Origin of the sequence: Roseivirga ehrenbergii (assembly GCF_001593005.1) — a bacterium.
Lineage (GTDB): Bacteria > Bacteroidota > Bacteroidia > Cytophagales > Cyclobacteriaceae > Roseivirga > Roseivirga ehrenbergii.
Window position 1 is genome coordinate 92166 of sequence record NZ_LQZQ01000001.1, and the last position, 17478, is coordinate 109643.

Genomic DNA, 17478 nt, shown 5'->3' on the forward strand with positions numbered 1-17478 from the left:
TCTTAAATTCTCAATTAATTATTTGTATGAACGGGTCTTGAGCTCGATGTTCTCGTAGTTTAAAGGCTCTTTATGCAACACAGCATCTGCTGGTTCTCCTTTATACTCCCAAGCTGAAACATGCGTAAAGTGTTCATCATCACGCATGGCTTCACCTTCTTCAGTGCTATACTCTTCACGATAATGACCTCCGCAAGACTCTTCTCTCAAAAGGGCATCTCTAGCAAATAGCTCACCCAATTCAAGGAAATCGGCCACACGACCTGCTTTCTCTAATTCAGGATTCATACTATCAGCACTACCCGGCACTTTCACTTCTTTCCAGAACTCCTCACGGATTTCTTTAATCTCAGCAATTGCTTCGGTTAAGCCTTTGGCGTTTCTAGCCATACCTACTTTATTCCACATTACTTTACCCAAGCGCTTGTGGAAATAGTCTACCGATTTTGTTCCTTTATTATTGATAAAGAAATCAATTCTGTCGGTTACTTCTTTTTCTGCCGCTACAAACTCTGGTAAGTCAGTAGAAATCTCACCTGTTCTAATATCGTTGGCCAAGTAATCACCAATGGTATACGGTAATACAAAGTAACCATCGGCCAAACCTTGCATTAGAGCAGAAGCACCAAGACGGTTGGCACCGTGATCTGAGAAGTTTGCTTCACCAATGGCATAGCAACCTTCAATCGTGGTCATTAAGTTATAATCAACCCAAACACCGCCCATGGTATAGTGCACTGCTGGGTAAATTTTCATTGGCGTTTTGTATGGATCATCGGCAGTAATCTTCTCATACATTTGGAAAAGGTTACCATATTTTTTCTCAATTACATCAACCCCCAACTCTCTGATTTTGGTCTCAGAAGCATTGTGGATATGTTGAATATTCGCTTGTTCTTTTCCGTAACGCATGATTGCGGAAGAGAAATCCAAGTAAACTGCCTCACCCGTTTCGTTTGTTCCTACACCATAACCCGCATCACAACGTTCTTTCGCTGCTCTTGAGGCTACGTCTCTTGGTACTAGGTTGCCGAATGAAGGATACCTTCTTTCTAGGTAGTAATCTCTATCTTCTTCAGCAATCTGAGTTGGTTTCAATTTACCAGCTCGAATAGCCTCAGCATCTTCTTTCTTTTTCGGAACCCAAATTCTTCCATCATTTCTCAATGACTCTGACATCAATGTCAGTTTAGACTGCTGATCTCCGTGCTGAGGAATACAAGTTGGGTGGATTTGAGTATAACAAGGGTTAGCGAAGAACGCTCCTTTTTTGTGTACTTTCCAACCTGCCGAAACGTTTGAACCCATTGCATTGGTAGAAAGGAAGAATACGTTTCCGTACCCTCCAGACGCAATTACTACAGCATGAGCAGAATGTCTTTCGATTTCTCCGGTCACTAAGTTTCTAGCAATAATACCTCTGGCTTTTCCGTCTACTTTCACAATGTCCAACATCTCATGACGGTTGTACATTTTGATTTTTCCTTTGCCAATTTGGCGTGACATGGCTGAATAGCAACCCAAAAGCAACTGCTGACCTGTTTGCCCTTTAGCATAGAATGTTCTTGAAACTTGAACGCCACCAAAAGATCGGTTATCAAGCAACCCTCCATAATCTCTTGCAAAAGGAACGCCTTGGGCCACACACTGGTCAATAATATTGGCAGAAACTTCTGCTAAACGGTAAACGTTGGCTTCTCTCGATCTGTAATCGCCCCCTTTAACGGTGTCGTAAAACAATCTGTAAGTAGAGTCACCATCGCCTTGATAGTTTTTAGCTGCATTAATACCACCCTGAGCTGCAATAGAGTGCGCTCTTCTAGGTGAATCTTGGTAGCAGAATGCTTTAACGTTATAACCCAACTCGGCCAAACTTGCAGCAGCAGAACCACCTGCAAGTCCAGTCCCCACTACGATTACATCAATAGCACGTTTGTTAGCTGGGTTTACAAGCTTAATATGATTTTTATAGTTAGTCCATTTGTCTTGAATAGGACCTTCTGGAATCTTAGAATCTAATTTCGTCATGGCTACTTATGAATTAAAGAGCAGTTAGATGATGATACAGCGCAATGAAAATAAAACCCGCAGGAATTATGATGGCGTATAGCGTACCCAATTTTTTAATAGCAGGCGTATATTTGCTATGCCTTGCCCCTACAGACTGAAATGCCGATTGGAAACCGTGCATCAAATGAAGTGACAAAAACACGAAACTTAAAGCGTATAATCCTACCCTCAATGGGTCATGAAATTTCTCTACCATTTCGCCAAAGTACCTCGTAGAGTCTTCTGGCAACACCTCGATATACTTATGCGATATTTCTGGAATCCAGAAATCGTAGAAGTGGAGACACAAAAAGAGAAAAATTACAAAACCTGAGTAAATCATGTTTCTCGAAAACCACGTAGAGTTTTCGCTTCCTTTATTCATCGCATACTTAATAGCACGTGCATTTCTGTTTTTAATCTCCAAAACAAACCCCATTACGAAGTGATAAATCACACCGAAAATAAGTACGGGCTGAAGAGCGAACTGCACCAACACGTTAGTTCCCATGAAATGAGAAATTTCATTAAAAGTTTTTTCACTCAGTACTGAGGTGAAATTGATAATGAAGTGTTGAAGTAAGAAGATAACTAGAAAAAGGGCTGAGAGTGCCATGGCAAACTTTCTGCCAATAGAACTCGTAAAGGTTTGTTTTAACCAGCTCATTAATTTATTAAAGATTAAATTTGGTAGCCAAAGTTAAGTTTGCAATCGTTAGTAATCAAATGGCTCTTTTATTTGAATACATTCTAAATTAGAAACTCGCGGGGTAAACAGATTGTAAAGTTTTTTTGTTCAGAAGTATAAGTTATTAATGATATTGCGTTAAAGCAGAAACCAAGGTATTGCATGGGGTTACAGAGAAAAACATTCTTTATCATTTCATTTTTATTATTAGCCTGTGTACAAGCTTGGGCTACCCACATAAGAGCTGGTGAAATCACAGCCGTTAGGATTTCACAAACAAGCCTAAAATTTAGGTTCACTATTGTTATTTATTCTGATACAGGCTCTCCAATACAAGTTGCCGATGGTGGTATTATTAATTTTGGTCAAGGCAGAACCATTGGTTCTTTGCAAGGAGGAAACCGCCAAACAATCGAAGACGCTTCAGTCAATTTTGAAGAAAGGTCTATTGGCAATGAAACGGCCATGACCGTAATAGAAATCGAACACACTTTTGATGGCCCTGGAGTCTATGTAGTTAGTTATACAGAACAAAACCGTAATGATGGTATTCTGAATATCAATGGAGGAAGCTCTAAACAAGTACCTTTTCACATTGAAACGGTACTGAGAATTGACCCAGGACTAGATGTTAATGCCACACCTCAATTAACTATTCCCCCTATTGATCGCGGATGTATTGGGGCTAGGTTTACACATAACCCAGGGGCATACGACCCTGATGGAGATAGCTTGGCTTACAGAATGGTAAATCTCTTGCAAGACAGAGGCGTGGAAGTAAGTGGTTATGTGCCATTGAATGATCCTTCGATAACAACATTAAGAGAGGATGGGGGAAGCCCTGCCAAATTTGAGATTGATCCGATTACAGGCACTTTTACCTGGGACGCTCCTATGGTTGCAGGAGAATACAATGCAGCCTTTATAGTTGAAGAATGGCGCTATTCTGAAATCACTGGAGGATATGAGCTACTCGGTTATGTAACACGTGACATGCAGATTCTCATAGAAGACTGTGACAATGAAAGACCTGAATTAGAAATACCTGCGGACACTTGTATTGAAGCAGGCGCGATATTAGAAGCAGTAATCAGAGGTACCGATCCTGACAATAATAAAGTGTTAGTCGAAGCTTTTGGCGGTGTTTTCGATTTAAACCCAAATGCCGCACAATTCACCCCTGAACCATCATTCAGACAACAGCCAGCCGACCATGCATTTAGCTGGCAAACCGACATTTCTCATGTAAGAAGAAGACCTTACGAAATTCAATTTAAAGTGTCAGACAAACCAACAGACCCTGATGCTCCTTCGCTAACAGAGTTTGCCACTTGGTATGTAACCGTTGTGGCGCCAGCGCCTACAGGCTTAAATTCCGCAATTGCCAATGCCCGCTCTATTCAGCTAACATGGGATAATTATGTTGGAAGAAACTTTAACCCGGTAATGAAAATTTACCGAAGAGTAGACAGTTTCGACTTCGATCCTGAAAACTGTAACCTCGGAATTCCTGATGGTTCGGGCTATGAATTAATAGACCAAGTACCTATCAATCAAACCAATTATGTCGACACAAATGATGTAAGGCCTGGTGTGAATTATTGTTATAGAATTGTAGCAGAATTTCCGCTGCCGAAGGGTGGAACAAGCTATGCCTCTATAGAAACGTGTGCACTTATTCCACTTGATGTTCCTGCAATCACAAATATTTCCGTAGAAGAAACGGACATTACAAATGGAGAAATGTTTGTAAAATGGACATCTCCTCTCGAAATAGACCAAGTGCTTTTCCCTCCTCCATTTAGGTATGAATTAATTAGATATCAAGGATTTACGGGAACTGCTGGACGTACACTAGTAACATCTACAACCGATACTACTTATACTGACACAGGACTGAACACGCAAGAAATTCCGTATCACTATCAAGTTCGTTTTTACGATTCTGGTGATAATTTAATCGATAGCTCTTCTGTCGCATCTTCAGTTTGGCTTAGTGCTTTAGGTCTTGTTCAAGCCGTTGAGTTGAAATGGGAAGCCAATGTACCTTGGACGAACAAAGTACAGGAGTACCCTTATCACTATATCATGCGAAACCGTACGGATGCTGCGGCCACTGATGAAAATAATTTCGTATTAATTGACAGTGTTAAAGTAACCAATAGTGGCTTTATCTATTTTGACGATGGCAGTTTTAATAATACTCCTTTATTTGACGACCGAGAGTATTGCTACATTGTAACCACACAAGGAAGCTATGGCAATGACCTAATTCCTTCACCTTTGATTAACGATTCTCAAAAACTATGCATTCAACCCAATGATAATGTGGCCCCAGAAGAACCAGAAATTGAGATTCCAGATGGTGCGGAAGAAATAGATGGCTTAATCGTATTAGATAGTCCGAACTGTGGCGACTTAGAAAACCTTGGTTGTGCTTTTAGCAATTTTTCAAACACGCTTACTTGGAATGCTAATGACGTTGACGGAGACATTGCCAGTTATAATATTTACTTCTCACCTTCAGGTGCTGAAGGAACATTCACTTTGGTAGGAAATTCAAGAGACGCTAGCTTTACCCACACGGGCCTTAGTTCTTATAAAGGCTGTTATAGAGTCAGTTCTGTAGATCGTTCTAACAACGAAAGCAGCCTAAGCGCACCTGTGTGCTTTGACAACTGCCCTAATTATGAATTGCCAAACACCTTTACTCCAAATGGTGACGGCCTTAACGATACCTTCAGGGCTTTTGACAGACCAAATGGAAAATGTCCTCGTTTTGTGAAAAACATTGAATTTAAAGTTTTCAGCCGTTGGGGCGGACAAGAGATTTATAGTTACAGTACTCAAAGCGCAGTTGAACCTAATTACTTTATTGATTGGGACGGAAGAGACAATAGTGGTAAAGAGTTACCAGAAGGTACTTATTACTATCAAGCGATAGTAACATTCGATGTCTTCAACCCTAAAAAAGAGACAATGGAGTTTAAGAACTGGGTGAAAATTGTACGGTAGTCGTTGAAACTTTAATGAACCTCAAACTGTCTCAATGGTATGCAAACAACTATAAACAATCAAGAACACGATATTTTGCTTTTTGATGGTGTTTGTAACCTCTGTAATAGCTCTGTCAATTTTATTATTGACAGAGACCCTAAAAAGCATTTTAAGTTTGCTGCACTTCAATCCGATTTTGGCCAATCAAAACTGAAAGAATTGGGCTTTAATCAAGAAGAATTCGACAGTTTGGTATTGCTCAGTAACGGTAAGGTTTATCGAAAAAGTTCAGCCGCACTGCGCATTGCCAAAAAGCTGAACGGACTCTGGCCGTTGCTCTATATTTTCATTCTTATTCCTCCTTTTATCCGACATGGCATTTATGACATTATCGGAAAAAATCGCTATAAATGGTTCGGAAAGCAGGATTCTTGCCGAATGCCTACTCCTGAATTAAAGCAAAGGTTTATTTAAACCTAGCTGCTTAATTCCTTCAACTTTTGGTTGACAAGCAAAGTAGAATTAGTTTTGCCTTCTCAAAAAATCAGATCATTCATGAATGCATATGTTTTTCCTGGTCAAGGAGCCCAATTCCCTGGAATGGCCAAAGACCTTTATACCTCTTCAGAAAAAGCCAAAGCGCTGTTGGAATCTGCTAACGAAATACTTGGTTTTAGAATCACCGACATTATGTTTGACGGTACGGCTGAAGAGCTGAAAGAGACCAAAGTAACGCAACCAGCTGTTTTTTTACATTCTGTTGTATTGGCGCTTATTTCGGAAGATTTTAAGCCAGATATGGTAGCAGGACACTCTTTAGGTGAATTTTCTGCCTTAGTTGCCAATGGCGTCTTATCGTTCGAAGATGGACTAAAGCTTGTTTCGCAAAGGGCCTTAGCAATGCAAAAGGCTTGCGAAATCAATCCTTCCACTATGGCCGCTATTCTTGGTTTAGAAGACGAAAAAGTAGAAGAAATATGTGCGTCAATAGACGAAATAGTGGTAGCCGCCAATTACAACTGCCCTGGTCAATTGGTGATTTCAGGTTCACATAAAGGAATTGAACTTGCATGTATTGCTGCCCTTGAAGCGGGTGCAAAAAGAGCACTCCCACTTCCAGTTGGAGGAGCATTCCACTCGCCATTAATGGAGCCCGCCCGTGAAGAGTTAGAGAAAGCGATAGATGCAACGCAGTTTAACCCAGCTAAATGCCCTATCTATCAAAATGTAACTGCAAAAGCTTCTTCTGACCTCAGCGAAATCAAAGAGAATCTAAAAATTCAATTGACTGCTCCAGTACGTTGGACCCAATCTGTGCAAGCTATGGTAGCCGATGGAGCTACTCACTTTACAGAGTCTGGTCCAGGAAAAGTGCTTCAAGGTTTGGTGAAAAAAATTCACAGAGAAGCTGAAGTGTCAAGCATATAGTAAAACACATCAAAAAAGCTTTAGAGCCATTTAAAAGCCTTCATTATACTGATGAAGGCTTTTATCGTTTAAACACCTGTGCGCCAAATACTTTCCAAAGCCAATGCTTTTGTTTAGATTAGATAAGAAATCACAGTATCTAAATATTACGGCCATGTCAAAGTATTTACTAACACTCTCAATTATATGTTTATCCTTTGGCGCTTATGCGCAATACACATCAGAAGTTAAGGCAGTACAGATTCAAAACACGCTGATTTCACAACAAAATGCCGCACTAAAAGGTCAGAAACTAATTGGAATGACACTCTATGATTTAGACTTTGAAAGAAGTCCACTAGTCTACCCAGATTGGCAACTAGGTGCAATTAATTTTAAAACAGATCAGCGAGCTGATTCAATGCTGTTAAATATTGATGCCAGCATTAATGCCCTCGTATTTAAAATCAGTGCCGAATACAATCCTTTTAGAGTTGACAGTGATAAAATTTCTGGTTTTATACTCTATGGCACAGAAAACAAAACCTTTGTTCAGAAGTATACGAGTGATTTTAAAGAGTTAAAAAACGAGCTCCTATTTTTTGAGATACTATTTGAAAGTGAGAACTTTTCAATACTTAAGCAAGAAACAAAGCGTATCGTCCCTGCAGACAGTCAACTAAGATACACCTCAGCTACAGAGGATAAATACAGGGTAGATGTTAACTACTTCTTTAGAATGGGCACAGATCTATACGAAGATGTTTCCTTAAACAAGAAAGGTTTTAAAACGATGGCCTCCGACAGTCAATACGATCAAATTCAAGACTTCGTCAAAAAGAACAAACTCAAATGGGGCGATGAGGCCGATATGATTAAAGTGTTTAAGGAGTTCTTTTAAAGACGTTACCTATTTTGCAAATCAGGTTTGTGTATTAAACCTCAGCCTGAAAAACTTCGGCCCTTAAACTATCTGGGCACTCCCTCAACATTTCCAATTGTGTTTTTCCATTAACCGGATGCCTAAAATCAGCTGCCAATTCAACCAATGGGGCTAAAGTAAATCTTCTATTCTGAATTTCAGGATGAGGAATTTTCAACCTTGGTTTATCCAACACCATATCCCTAAAATAAAGTATATCAATATCAATTAAGCGCTGTGCCCACTTTTCATTCCGCACCCGCCCCATTAAACCTTCAATAATATTGATAATGATTAAGATTCGCTCAGGGTTTTTATCACTGTCTATGATCACCACTTGATTTAAAAAACTAGGTTGATCTTCAATGCCCCAAGCAGCCGTCTCATAAATAGACGATTCCTTCTTAATCGTTAATTGATGAACAGTCAGTTGCTCTTTCGCTATTTGTAAGTTATTTTCTCTATCGCCCAAATTGGTACCCAACAATAAGTAGATGTCGCCCATAGCTGGCAAATATACTATTTGCTTATTGGAGTTGATAGTGAACCTCCTTAATTTGCCAGCTCATAAATTTGCAGAATGAGCGAAATCAGAAACGACTGGACGAAAGAGGAGATTATTGAAATATACAACAAGCCTTTGCTTGAATTGGTATATGAGGCCGCAACAGTTCATAGAAAATACCATAACCCAAGGGAAGTACAGATCAGTACTTTACTTTCTATCAAAACAGGTGGTTGCCCAGAGGATTGCGCTTATTGCCCACAGGCAGCGCGTTACCACACAGACATTGAAACCAATGATTTGATGACCGTAAGTCAAGTAAAAGCTCAAGCTTTGAGAGCTAAAGCCACGGGATCGTCAAGGGTATGTATGGGTGCAGCTTGGAGAAATGTGGAAGACGGGCCAGAGTTTGAGCAAGTGCTCGATATGGTACGCACCATCAATACATTAGACATGGAGGTGTGTTGCACCTTAGGAATGCTTACCGAAAACCAAGCACAACGCTTGGCCGAAGCTGGTCTATATGCTTACAACCACAACCTGGATTCTTCAGAAGAATATTATAAAGAAATTATTTCGTCTAGAGGCTTTGACGACCGTTTGCAAACATTAAAAAATGTGCGTAAAACCAATGTTACCGTTTGCTCTGGCGGAATTATCGGAATGGGCGAATCTATTGAAGATAGAGCAGGAATGTTGATCGCTTTGGCTTCTTTGAGCCCACAGCCAGAGTCAGTTCCAATTAATGCATTGGTTGCAGTAGAAGGAACGCCATTAGAAGAACAGGAAGTAATTCCTATTTGGGATATGATTAGAATGGTAGCTACTACCCGAATTGTATTGCCATCAACTACAGTTCGTCTTTCTGCTGGAAGAACGGAAATGAGTAAAGAAGGTCAGGCTTTCTGCTTCTTGGCTGGAGCTGGTTCTATTTTCGCTGGTGACAAATTGTTAACTACTCCTAACCCTGATGTAAATGAGGACATGGAACTGTTTAATATTTTAGGATTAACTCCAATGAAGCCTTATGCCAAAGGGGCTAAACCAACCCCTGTAAACCCTGATGAAATGACGCCATCGGAAGCTGAAAAGGCTAAATGGTCGCGCCCAGGACACAGAATTGAAAAAAACGTTGAGGCGACTAAAAAAGCCAACAAAAAAAGGAAGGAAGCTCTATAGCCTCCTTCCTTTTCACTTTTATTCCGTAAGTCAAGTTAGGGTTTATTTCAAACCAATACTCGCTTAGAACAACTTGAATCCAACAGCGAATACCCACTGGTTCATACGCTGGTCAACATTGAAGCCTTGACCTTCTTCTGCAAAGCTATCTAAGCTGCCCTCATATTTAAGGTCAAATACGAATTTCAATAAATCAATACCTAAACCTGCTTGGTAGCCTACTGTAGAATCTTTGTAATTGTTTTTCACATCGGTGGTTACACCAGCTAAATCAGATTCGGCACTGGTTAAAAATCTAAAAGCAGGGCCAGCATTGATTCTAAGGGGGCCAATTTTACCTCCTACCATTACGGGTACATCAATTCTATTGAATGAAAAATCAACATCATCAGTACCATTATTCAAAGTTGCGCTTGAATTGCTGAAGAGTAATTCTGGCTGAACATAAATACCCACCACAGGCACCTTTACTCTTAAAAAAGCTCCGAATTGGTAGCCAAATTCACCATCACCTTCTTTAATGGCAGTAGCGTTATCTTTAAGCGATATTTTTGTAGAGGTAAGTGCCACTCTAGGGCCAAAATTTACCTGTGCGGAAACGCTGTATACCATAGTCAGCATTAACCCCATTATTAAGAACTTTTTCATTTTCAGTTATTTATAGTTTTAGATTATAGATTCAATTGGTTTGTAAAAGTGTCAGCCATGCATTTTCCAATTCGTTTTTCCTCAAAAAGTCTTGTGCCATGGTGTGCAAATGATACTCCATAGACTCTGGGTCATTCTTGAAACGTAATTTCATTTCTTCTATTTCAGATCGAGTACCAAAAGCCGAAACGGCATCAGCGTCAGGAAGTTTTTCAATATTCCCTAAACGTCCCAAATTATTACCCGAAAGTACTACACTATTTCGGATTACCGCAGGAATTTGATCGTATCCAATCCCTAAATTTTTATTTGGTTTTGGCAATTCGAAAAGAGCTTCTCCATTGGCGCGGCAATACCAGTCTCCCCCCATTCTACCTACCAAATCAGTTTTCACAGGGTCGGGCATTCCATTTTCGTTCAAAATTTCTTCTTTCAAATGCATTAAAACTACCTCGCAAATGATGAGGTTGCCAGCTCCGCCCTCTTCACCTAATGAAATCACTTCGTTTACTTTACACTCATAGGCAGCAATCGACTCGGCTACTCTAGGCGGTTTTACCATTTCAGAATCTAAAGCAGTAAGTCCCGATTTAATAAATTCATTCACCCCTTGTGCATACTCCGTGCTCGCCAACGACATTTGCTCTACAATATCATAGCTCACAATATTGATCACTACTTCCTTTGTTTCAAGCGCATTTTCAAGCGTATGCTTTGTAGTATTGTCTCGTACCCTTCTTGCCGGAGAAAAAACCAAAATTGGCGGATTAGCACTGAACACATTAAAAAAACTGAAGGGACTTAAATTCACATTTCCAGCTTGATCCACCGTGCTCGCAAAAGCAATAGGTCGCGGACCAATGGTGCCCAACATCAAACCATGTAGTTTTCCTGTTGGAATTTCTTTAGGGTCGATTCTCATTCGTATTGAATTCTAAAAGTTTGATTCGTTCTTTAGAAGGACAACTTACTAACAGATGTCGCCTCTATTTGTTTGGTAAATACTTGGCCTTGATTTCTGAAAAATTAACCAAAAGTATAGCAGTGCAACTTACAAAAACAACAATAGCTAGTATAAATAAGTAACCACCATCTCCTTGCACTTCGACACCTAGCTTGGTTAAATGAAAAAAGATAGCGCCTGAAATAGTGCCTAATCCTAAAAGCGCTCCTAACTCGTAGCGGTTTGTCAGTAAAAAGACACCTGCGATTAATTCCACAACTCCTGTGAGGTATCTACCCCAAGGTTCCATGCCTACTTGTTTGAAAATATAAATGGATTCTTCCGCCCCAGAAAATTTAAAAAATAAGGTCTGAAGCATAATTAAAGCCGCCAAAAGCCTAAGGATCCACGATACAATCTTCTTTGATTTCTTATTTCTCATGTTGTCTAATTTCGTTAAAAATAACCGAATTCGACTTCCTTACGCTTATGGCGGCTGATGGTTCTATTTAGCTGGCAACACCAAGGCACTCACTTCGCCAAAACCAACACGAACTCCATCCTTTTCAGCATGACCGCGCATGATTACCGTATCGCCATCATTGATGAATTTGCGTTGTGTTCCATCCTTCAGGGTAACTGGTTTTTCACCTCGCCAAGTAATCTCAAGCATTGATCCGAACTCTTCTGGTTTTGGGCCAGAAATAGTACCCGAACCGTACATATCTCCTACTTGAAGGTTACAGCCATTACCGGTATGGTGCGCTACTTGCTGACTCACATTCCAATACATGTATTTATAATTGGAGTTACTCACCACAGTTTCTTCTGCACCTTCTGGCTTTAAGGCTACTTGCAATTTCACATCGTAATGTAAATTACCTTCGGTTTTAAGATATGGCAAAACTTCAGGATCCTGTTTTGGACCAGCTACTCTGAATGGTTCTAGTGCATCCATCGTAACGATCCATGGTGAAACGTGCGATGCAAAATTCTTAGCCAAGAAAGGCCCTAATGGCACGTATTCCCATTTCTGTATATCTCTTGCCGACCAATCATTCAACAACACGAAACCAAAAATATGGTCTGGCGCAGCTTTGGTTGAAACTGGATCGCCAAGTGCATTTTCTTTACAAGTAATAAAGGCCATTTCCAATTCGAAATCGAGCAAACGACAAGGACCAAAAGATGGCATTTCAGCATCATCGGCTTTGGTTTGCCCTTTAGGTCTATGGAATTCGGTACCTGAAACCACGATACTTGAAGCCCTACCATGATAAGCCACTGGCAAGTGCTTCCAATTGGGCATCAAGGCATTATCTGCTCCTCTGAACATAGTACCCACATTGCGGGCATGGTCTTCAGAAGAATAAAAATCGGTGTAATTCGGCACCCTTACAGGCATCAGCATTTCTACTTCTTCTTTTGGAATTAATGCCAATTCGCGAGCGGCAACGTTATCTCGAAGTTCTTCATTGCTTTGCTCCAAAAGCTCAGAAATTCGGTTGCGCACCTCGCTCGTTTTCTTCTTTCCTAAAGCAATAAAAGCGTTTAAAAAAGTTTGATTGAAAACGCCAGCAGGAAGGCCAAGCCCATCGAAATAGCCGTTTTCGTGTAAATAGGTTAAATCCAAAACGTAATCGCCAATGGCTACCCCAGCGCCTGGCTGTAAGTATTCTGTTTTGAAAATACCGAATGGTAAATTTTGTATGGGAAAGTCTGAATCTTTGGCCACTTCTACCCAAGATTGAAGTGACGGATTATTAGCTTTAATCATATTTTCTCAAAAATTATAGCGTTCCTCTTAATGCTTGCTCGTGCTCAATAGATTCGAATAAGGCTTTAAAATTACCTTTACCGAAAGACTGTGCTCCTTTTCTCTGGATAATCTCGAAGAACATAGTTGGTCTGTCCAACACAGGTTTTGTGAAAATCTGAAGCAGATAACCTTCATCATCCTTGTCAATCAGGATGTTCATTTCCTTTAGTGGCTCTAAATCCTCGTCAATTTCTCCCACACGCTCTAAAATATTATCGTAATATACTTCAGGCACATAGAGGAACTCAACACCACGGCTTCTCAAATCGCGAACTGTTTCGATAATGTTGTTTGTCGCCACAGCGATGTGCTGTACTCCTGCTCCATTATAAAAGTCGATGTATTCTTCGATCTGAGATTTTTTCCTTCCTTCGGCTGGCTCGTTAATTGGGAATTTGATTCTACCCGTACCATTGCTCATCACCTTACTCATTAAGGCGGTGTATTCGGTAGAAATATCTTTGTCATCGAAAGAAACCAATTGTGCAAAGCCCATTACTTTGGCGTAGAACTCACACCATTTGTTCATTTCGCCCCAACCTACATTGCCCACCATGTGGTCGATGTATTTAAGGCCAGTTGGTGCTGGGTTATAATCGGTTTTCCATGCCTTAAAGCCCGGCAAAAACACTCCGTTATAGTTACTTCTTTCTACAAAAATATGAATGGTTTCACCGTAAGTATGAATTCCAGAACGAACTACATAACCGTGCTCATCTTCTGTTTTTTCAGGCTTCATAAAAGATTCAGCACCTCGAGAGGTTGTTTCTTCCCAAGCTTTAGTAGCATCTTCCACCCAAAGGGCAATTACTTTTACACCATCGCCATGTTTGTTGATGTGCTCGTTAATTGGGCCGTCTTTCTTTAAAGGCGAAGTAAGCACCAACCTAATTTTATCTTGCTGAAGGACATATGAAACCGTGTCTTTATTACCAGTTTCCAAACCAGAATAAGCCACCGACTGAAACCCAAATGCTGTTTTATAATAGTGGGCCGACTGTTTTGCGTTGCCTACGTAAAGTTCAACATAATCGGTTCCGTTGATCGGAAGGAAGTCTTTTGCTTCTTTAAATATTTTTTCGCCAGGATAATTTGCGTTCTCTGTTGCCATGATTTTGTTATTCTTCTAACCAGGATTTATGATAATCTTTAACTAATAATTTCATTGCGGCTTCGGTTACTTTTAAAGGTTTAAAAGTATCGACCATTACCGCCAATTCTTGAGTTTCTGTTTTTCCCAAGCTGCGCTCCATCGCCCCAGGATGCGGCCCATGAGGAATTCCCGCAGGGTGCAATGTAATCTGTCCTTTCTCAATATTATTACGGCTCATAAAGTCACCATCAACGTAATAAAGCACTTCGTCTGAGTCGATATTGCTATGGTTATAAGGCGCTGGTACCGATTCTGGATGGTAATCGTAAAGCCTTGGCACAAACGAGCACACCACAAAAGCATCGGTTTCGAAAGTCTGGTGTACTGGCGGTGGCTGATGTACGCGACCAGTAATTGGCTCGAAATCGTGAATTGAAAAAGCATATGGGAAATTATAGCCATCCCAGCCTACTACATCAAAAGGGTGCGTGGCGTACACATACTCGTGAATCATGCCTTGCTTTTTCACCTTAATGATAAAGTCGCCTTTTTCATCGTGGGTCTCTAAATTTTGCGGTCTTCTAATGTCCCTTTCGCAATAAGGCGAATGTTCTAAAAGTTGGCCAAACCAGTTACGGTAGCGCTTTGGTGTATAAATTGGCCGATGCGATTCTACAATGAACAGACGGTTTTTCTCGTTATCAAACTCAATTTGATAGATCATTCCGCGCGGCACCATCAGGTAATCGCCATAACTGAATTCCAAAGTTCCCAGCAATGTGCGTAACCTTCCTGTTCCCTGATGGATGAAAATCAATTCATCGCAATCAGAGTTTTTATAGAAATAGTCCTTCTGCGATTTTGTAGGCGAAGCCAGAATAATCTCGCAATCGCTGTTTACCAAAACTGGCGTGCGGCTTTCCAAATAATCAGCTTTTGGTTCTACCGAAAAGCCCTTCAAACCAAGTGAAAGCATATTCTTCTCCACCGCAATTTTAGGCGAAACATCGTAAGAACGAAGTACCTCTTTGACCTGTGTTGGCCTATGGACATGATAGAGCAATGACGACATTCCGTCAAAGCCTACGGTTCCGAAAAGCTGCTCGTAATAATAACCACCATCTTCCTTTTTGAAAGTAGTGTGGCGTTTATGCGGGATTTTTCCCAATTGATGATAAAACGGCATATCGCTTTGTTTTTATTTAATGCCTCAACGCATCGAGGCTTAATCACATTAAACTAATTGCTTAAGAGAATTCTCCAAGGCTCTTTTCGAGATGCCAGTTTTTGCTGGAGAAAGATCATGTACTTTCTGCAATGCATTTCGAATAATATTGGAAGTATCCTCAAAAATTGCCTCATCTGTTAAGGCAACTCCGCCCTGCATAAGATACGCAAAAACACGCGCCATTCCACAGTTGGCAATAAAATCTGGTAGTACCGATAGATTCTCGTCTGCAAACAAGCCAGTAGGGCCAAAGAAAATTTCAGGGTCGTTGAACGGTACATTTGCACCGCAAGAAATTACTTCAAGCTTTGATTCGATCATTCGATCTACCTGTGGCTTGGTAATTAATCGAGAAGCAGCAGCAGGAACAAACACCTCGAAATCTAAGCCCCAAATTTCTTCATTGATTTGATCGAACGGAATCATCTCTTTTGCAACAAGCTGGTTGCCCTTTCTGTTTAAGAAAAAGGCTTTGACCTCTTCTAAAGAAAAACCTTCTTGTTTCATTACTCCACCTTCACGATCAATAATACCGACCACTTTCACTCCCATTTGAGCCAAGTAATACCCCGCAGCAGCACCAACATTTCCCCAGCCTTGAATTACAGCTCTCTTCTCTTTGTAGTCACCACCCCAAATTTGGTAGTAACTACGAATGGCTTCTGCTACCCCATAGCCCGTAATCATATCGGCTACTTTGTATTTTCTGCTCAAATCAGGCGTGTACTCTGGGTTTTCAATCACCTTGATTACTCCATTTCTAAGCTGACCTATGCGATTGATTTTTTGTGCTTCCGTTGGTTTAAAGTGGCCGTTGAAAACACCTTCTTGTGGATGCCAGATGCCTGCTTCTTCCGTCATGGCAATTACTTCGTGAATTTCATCCACGTTTAAATCACCCCCAGTTCCATAATAGAATTTCAAAAGTGGGCTTACCGCAGCAAACCATCTTTTCAGAACACCTTCTTTCCTTGGGTCTTGTGGGTCGAAGTTGATGCCTGATTTAGCACCACCAATGGCTGGACCAGAAATGGTGAATTTCACTTCCATAGTTTTAGCAAGCGATTCTACCTCTCTTTTATTCAAACCCACACGCATACGAGTTCCGCCACCTGCAGCTCCTCCACGCAATGAATTGATCACTACCCAACCTTCGGCTTCTGTTTCAGAGTCTTTCCACTCAAAAACGATTTCCGGTCTCTTATTTTCAAATTTCGCTAATAGCGCTTCCATATCTCTGTTTTACTAAAGTCAAATACTACCAAATATAGATCACCTTAAACTATCAAAATACCTTTCACCCAAAATGATTTTAATATTCAGACAATTCGAATTTATTTTAATCACTCAATAGAGGATTCCACTTTAAAACCACCTAAAAACGAGTATATTTAGAAAATTCCACTTTGATGAAATTAGACGCTACCGACATTCGCATCTTAGAGATTCTACAAGAAGATGCTCGTATCACTACAAAAGCCCTTGCCGATCAGCTCAACCTTTCTACTACACCAGTCTTCGAGCGAATTAAACGTTTGGAAAGAGAAGGGGTTATTCGAAAATATGCGGCCTTACTCGATGGTAAAAAACTTGACTTAATGCTCACCGCATTTATTTCTATTTCGCTTACGAAACACAGCCGTATGTACTTAGAAAAATTCGTGAATGAAATAAAGGCTTACCCCGAAGTAATGGAATGTTACCACATTGCTGGCAACTTCGATTTTCTTTTAAAAGTGGTGGTAAAAAGCATGGAATCATACGAAACCTTTATTCTCACCAAACTCTCTACCACAGCAAATTTAGGTCAAGTACAAAGCTCATTTGTGCTCTCCAAAAACATTCATACTACGGCATTTAGTTTTTAGTCCATAATTTACATTCGTCCATATAAGACAAGCACTTCTCCATTTCGTATTCTTTTCTTTCAAATGATTTATCTCAAGTATTTCATTGAAAACCTATATCTTCAAAACAAAGAACTGTGTTATCAAAAATAC

At 40.4% G+C, this 17478-nt stretch carries 16 protein-coding genes; 6 read left to right on the top strand and 10 right to left on the bottom strand.

What is annotated here, in order from left to right; translation table 11 throughout:
* Nucleotides 1-18: 18 nt before the first annotated feature.
* Entirely contained in the window at nucleotides 19-2028 is a 2010-nt protein-coding gene (locus MB14_RS00415; RefSeq protein ID WP_062587545.1) for a fumarate reductase/succinate dehydrogenase flavoprotein subunit, read from the bottom strand.
* Between the two features lie 13 nt (nucleotides 2029-2041).
* Nucleotides 2042-2716: a succinate dehydrogenase cytochrome b subunit gene (locus tag MB14_RS00420; RefSeq protein WP_062587547.1), complete on the bottom strand. Its 675-nt coding sequence runs from the start codon at nucleotides 2714-2716 to the stop codon at nucleotides 2042-2044.
* Nucleotides 2717-2899: 183 nt separating this feature from the next.
* On the opposite strand from MB14_RS00420, the gene MB14_RS00425 reads away from it, so the two are divergent.
* From MB14_RS00425 to MB14_RS00440, 4 genes are all read left to right on the top strand, one after another.
* On the top strand, nucleotides 2900-5752 hold the full coding sequence (locus MB14_RS00425; protein WP_062587549.1) for a T9SS type B sorting domain-containing protein: 2853 nt from the start codon (nucleotides 2900-2902) through the stop codon (nucleotides 5750-5752).
* Between the two features lie 39 nt (nucleotides 5753-5791).
* Nucleotides 5792-6208 carry a thiol-disulfide oxidoreductase DCC family protein gene (locus MB14_RS00430; RefSeq protein ID WP_062587551.1) on the top strand — a complete coding sequence of 139 codons (417 nt, stop codon included), beginning with the start codon at nucleotides 5792-5794 and terminating at the stop codon, nucleotides 6206-6208.
* Between the two features lie 81 nt (nucleotides 6209-6289).
* Nucleotides 6290-7162 carry an ACP S-malonyltransferase gene (gene fabD / locus MB14_RS00435; protein ID WP_062588148.1) on the top strand — a complete coding sequence of 291 codons (873 nt, stop codon included), beginning with the start codon at nucleotides 6290-6292 and terminating at the stop codon, nucleotides 7160-7162.
* Between the two features lie 154 nt (nucleotides 7163-7316).
* Nucleotides 7317-8042 carry a hypothetical protein gene (locus MB14_RS00440; protein ID WP_132644091.1) on the top strand — a complete coding sequence of 242 codons (726 nt, stop codon included), beginning with the start codon at nucleotides 7317-7319 and terminating at the stop codon, nucleotides 8040-8042.
* A 34-nt stretch (nucleotides 8043-8076) separates the two neighbouring features.
* Here MB14_RS00440 and folK read toward each other — a convergent pair whose 3' ends face one another.
* Nucleotides 8077-8568, bottom strand: coding sequence for a 2-amino-4-hydroxy-6-hydroxymethyldihydropteridine diphosphokinase (gene folK / locus MB14_RS00445; protein WP_172796090.1), 492 nt, complete (start codon nucleotides 8566-8568; stop codon nucleotides 8077-8079).
* A 75-nt stretch (nucleotides 8569-8643) separates the two neighbouring features.
* On the opposite strand from folK, the gene bioB reads away from it, so the two are divergent.
* Nucleotides 8644-9747 carry a biotin synthase BioB gene (bioB, locus tag MB14_RS00450; protein WP_062587557.1) on the top strand — a complete coding sequence of 368 codons (1104 nt, stop codon included), beginning with the start codon at nucleotides 8644-8646 and terminating at the stop codon, nucleotides 9745-9747.
* Nucleotides 9748-9810: 63 nt separating this feature from the next.
* Here bioB and MB14_RS00455 read toward each other — a convergent pair whose 3' ends face one another.
* From MB14_RS00455 to MB14_RS00485, 7 genes are all read right to left on the bottom strand, one after another.
* Nucleotides 9811-10395 (bottom strand): outer membrane beta-barrel protein, encoded by a 585-nt coding sequence (locus MB14_RS00455; protein WP_062299456.1) that lies wholly within the window; start codon nucleotides 10393-10395, stop codon nucleotides 9811-9813.
* 31 nt (nucleotides 10396-10426) lie between these two features.
* On the bottom strand, nucleotides 10427-11317 hold the full coding sequence (locus MB14_RS00460; RefSeq protein WP_062587559.1) for a flavin reductase family protein: 891 nt from the start codon (nucleotides 11315-11317) through the stop codon (nucleotides 10427-10429).
* Nucleotides 11318-11381: 64 nt separating this feature from the next.
* On the bottom strand, nucleotides 11382-11780 hold the full coding sequence (locus MB14_RS00465) for a DoxX family protein (RefSeq protein ID WP_062587561.1): 399 nt from the start codon (nucleotides 11778-11780) through the stop codon (nucleotides 11382-11384).
* A 63-nt stretch (nucleotides 11781-11843) separates the two neighbouring features.
* On the bottom strand, nucleotides 11844-13115 hold the full coding sequence (gene fahA, locus MB14_RS00470) for a fumarylacetoacetase (RefSeq protein ID WP_062587563.1): 1272 nt from the start codon (nucleotides 13113-13115) through the stop codon (nucleotides 11844-11846).
* Between the two features lie 13 nt (nucleotides 13116-13128).
* A complete protein-coding gene (hppD, locus tag MB14_RS00475) occupies nucleotides 13129-14268 on the bottom strand; it encodes a 4-hydroxyphenylpyruvate dioxygenase (protein WP_062587565.1) in 1140 nt (379 codons plus the stop codon).
* Nucleotides 14269-14275: 7 nt separating this feature from the next.
* Nucleotides 14276-15436 carry a homogentisate 1,2-dioxygenase gene (locus MB14_RS00480; protein WP_062587567.1) on the bottom strand — a complete coding sequence of 387 codons (1161 nt, stop codon included), beginning with the start codon at nucleotides 15434-15436 and terminating at the stop codon, nucleotides 14276-14278.
* Between the two features lie 48 nt (nucleotides 15437-15484).
* Nucleotides 15485-16711 carry a Glu/Leu/Phe/Val dehydrogenase dimerization domain-containing protein gene (locus MB14_RS00485; protein WP_062587569.1) on the bottom strand — a complete coding sequence of 409 codons (1227 nt, stop codon included), beginning with the start codon at nucleotides 16709-16711 and terminating at the stop codon, nucleotides 15485-15487.
* A 176-nt stretch (nucleotides 16712-16887) separates the two neighbouring features.
* On the opposite strand from MB14_RS00485, the gene MB14_RS00490 reads away from it, so the two are divergent.
* Nucleotides 16888-17346, top strand: a complete 459-nt coding sequence (locus MB14_RS00490; protein ID WP_053223766.1) for an Lrp/AsnC family transcriptional regulator — start codon at nucleotides 16888-16890, stop codon at nucleotides 17344-17346.
* The last annotated feature ends 132 nt before the right edge of the window (nucleotides 17347-17478 follow it).